This window comes from uncultured Corynebacterium sp. (genome assembly GCF_902782855.1).
Classification (GTDB): domain Bacteria; phylum Actinomycetota; class Actinomycetes; order Mycobacteriales; family Mycobacteriaceae; genus Corynebacterium.
On the sequence record NZ_CACZOO010000271.1, the window covers coordinates 1 to 3232 of the forward strand.

Consider the following 3232-nt stretch of genomic DNA (forward strand, 5'->3'; position numbering starts at 1 on the left):
AGAAGCGGGTCGGGGACTGGCTGCTGCGGTACGACAACCGGCTCGGGTTGCTCTGTGAGCGGATGAACGACTGATCGCTCGTCGGCCGAACACTGTTAACCTCGGTGCAGGCTGCCCCCGGTCCTCACGTGAGCGGGGATGATCCGGTTTCGTTGCCAGGGCAGTCGTGATCCCCGCCCCGGTGGGGTTGTCGCCGTCCCCTGTCTCTGCTGTTCATCCGGCGGAGAGATTGTAGGGGGCGGCGTCGTGCATCCGGGTGTTCGAGGGGAAAGGGGGAAGACCCGGTTTGCTGTCCGGTGGGGAGGGTACATCTTTCCGTAGGAGATTAGGGGGTAGTAACCAACTACCCCCTGGTGGCAGGTTGGCAGATAGCCCGCTATCGTTTCTGGCAATGAAACGTTAATGAAAGGAGAGGGTGGATGACGCAGCACTACAATCTCCTGGATGAGGCCTGGATCGATGTCGTCGATCGCCAGGGCGCCGAGTCCAGGGTGGGTATCCGAGCACTGCTGCGGGATGCGTCCGACTACCGGGCGTTCGCCGCACCGTTGGGTACCGTGAGTTTTGCGGTCCTGCGCATGGTGGAGGCGATCCTGTACCGGGCGTGGGACAGCAGGAAGTGGCGCGATCTCGACAACGCACTCGAGCACTGGCAGGAGAAGTGGGATCAGGAGACTCTGCTCGACGATGCCGTCACTGACTATCTCGATCAGTGGCAGGACAGGTTCGATATCCGGGACGCGGAGCACCCCTTCTTCCAGGTGGCCGGACTGCACACGAAGAGTGGGGAGTGGAAGTCGCTGGACATCCTCTTCCCGGACGTCGGCGATGACGGTGACCTTTACACGATGCGCTCCGGACTGGCTTCTGTCGATGCGGCCGAGGCTGCCCAGATGCTGGTCCACTGCATGGCCTTCGACTTCTCCGGCATCAAGTCCGGTGCCGTCGGTGATGACCGGGTCAAGGGCGGCAAAGGCTACCCGATCGGGATCGGCTGGTGTGGCTGGCTCGGCGGCACCATGGTGGAGGGCAGAGACCTCCGGGAGACCCTCCTGCTCAACTACGTGCCGAACCGGGAACAGGCGGGGACCGAGGATCTGCCGCTCTGGGAGATCGACGGTATCGGTCCCGGTCTCCGGGACGATCCCCGCTACCGGACCAACCCCCCGACCGAGAACGGCACCACCGGTCAGGTGGAGCTGCTGACCTGGCCGCAGCGTCGTCTGCTGCTGCAGTGGGAGGAGGACGCCGTGACCGGCGTCCTCATCACCAACGGTGACCCGGTCGGGTACACCACCAAGAACGCTGTGGAGACGATGTCCCCGTGGCGGTTCAGTGAGCCGCAGTCCAGGAAGGCGAAACAGATCAGGTACATGCCGCAGACCCTGGACGCCGGCCGCACCATGTGGCGGTCACTGGGCGGGATCCTTCCCAACAGCGACGTACCGAAGACCACCTTCAAGGTTGACGGGGCCAAGGTCGAGGTGGCGAAGTCGATTCCGGCGGGCAATGTCCACTGGGTGGGACAACTGGTCGGCGCGGACGTGCTCCCTGATGACCGGGACATCCGGATCCACATGGTCTCCATGGAGTACGGACCGCAGCAGTCCAGCTTCGCCGGCATCGTCGACGATGCGATCACCGTGCAGTCGCCGATGCTCGCCCTGGACAACGACCAGCTCCGCGCCACGGCGCGAAGGTCCGTCGAATTCGCGGACGGCGCAGCCAGGTGTCTGTGGATGTTTGCCAGGAACATTGCGTTCGCGGTGTCCGGAAACCAGGATGACGCGGACACCGACCGGATCCAGGCAGAGTTCTACACCCGGGTAGACACCGGATTCCGCGTCTGGCTCCGACGCCTCGGACCGGACACGGACCGGGACGCCGCCCTCGCCGACTGGGCCGGGAAGATCCGTTCCACGGCGACAGACCTGGCGAATGACCTGCTGACTGCTCAGGGACCGGCGGTCTGGTCGGGACGTTGGGACGGTACCCGTCGGGTGACCGGAGCTGTAGCGGCTGACTGGCTGCGGAAGAACCTCAATGACTGCCTCGGGAAAGAACCCCGCAGGAACACGGAGAACGGAGAGAACGCATGACGGGACAGACAACGTCATCGACGGGTAAGGCCACGGACCTCGCCAGGTATGTCGTGGGCAAGACCGAACGGATCCAGGCCGGTCTTGTCGACCAGCAGTCCTCTGCGGCGAAAGCGACAGCTGCGAGACTACGTCGGGCCCTGACCCGACCGGCAGGTTCGGTCCCCGAGGTCTGGGAGATCACCCTCGGTGGGCTCCCGGAGAACCTCATCGGACACGGTGATGAACCGAGTCCCGCCGAGCAGGCGGCGCACACCGCGCTCTGCCTCTTCGCCGTGCACCAGCAGTCCCGGGGCGAGCGGATGCACCAGTCCGGGTGGGGCCTCGGACGCTCTCTCCGGGTCCTGCACCAGCGGACTGGAGGCTCCGATGCCCTGGACAGTGGGCCGTTGATCCGGCGCTTCAACGCGCTGAGCACGGCAGATTCGCTTGATGAGATGTTCTGGCACCTCCGCGGGCTCATCACCCAGCTCCGGGCGGAGGGCATCCCCCTGGACTACGGCCGACTGGCCCGGGACCTCTACAGCTATCCGGTGCCCGAGTACCGGGACGCTGTCCGGCTGCGGTGGGGGCGCGACTTCTACACCTACTGTCCGGAGTCCACCGGGACCTCTGACGCTACTGACACCACCACATCCTCCGATAACTGACCTACGTAAGGAACAGACCCATGACGACCTACCTTGACCTCCACATCCTTCAGCTCGTCCCTCCGTCCTGCATCAACCGCGACGACACCGGATCGCCGAAGAGCGCCCGGTTCGGCGGTGTCGAGCGGCACCGTGTCTCCAGCCAGGCCTGGAAGCGGGCAGCCCGTAAGGGGTTCGCCGACCTGCTCGACGCAGAACAGCTCGGCGAGCGGACGAAGTACGGTGCGCTCCGCGTCGCCGAGAAACTCCGGGAACTGCGTCCGGAACTCTCCGAGGAAGAGGCGCTGAAGTTCGCCGGTGAGGTCCTCAAGGCCGCCGGTATCTCCATGGACAAGAAGCACACCGACCAGACCTCCTACCTGGTCTTCCTCTCCCGTCAGGAGATCGAGCGCTTCGCCGAACTGGCGGCCGGTCTCGCAGACGGTGGGGAGAAGCTGTCGAAGAAGGACGCCCGTGCAGCACTGGTGGGGACCACCGCCGTGG

General features: G+C 65.0%; 3 protein-coding genes. All 3 read left to right on the top strand.

All coding sequences use genetic code 11. The annotated features are described in order from the left end of the window. Positions 1-419: 419 nt before the first annotated feature. Positions 420-2099 (top strand): type I-E CRISPR-associated protein Cse1/CasA, encoded by a 1680-nt coding sequence (casA, locus tag QZV72_RS10965; RefSeq protein WP_297008427.1) that lies wholly within the window; start codon positions 420-422, stop codon positions 2097-2099. Next, complete coding sequence (gene casB / locus QZV72_RS10970) at positions 2096-2749, top strand: type I-E CRISPR-associated protein Cse2/CasB (protein ID WP_297008429.1); 654 nt, start codon at positions 2096-2098, stop codon at positions 2747-2749. Before casA ends, casB begins: the two co-directional genes overlap by 4 nt. A 20-nt stretch (positions 2750-2769) precedes the next feature. After that, the coding region (locus QZV72_RS10975) for a type I-E CRISPR-associated protein Cas7/Cse4/CasC (protein WP_297008431.1) at positions 2770-3232 on the top strand (463 nt) is incomplete at its 3' end.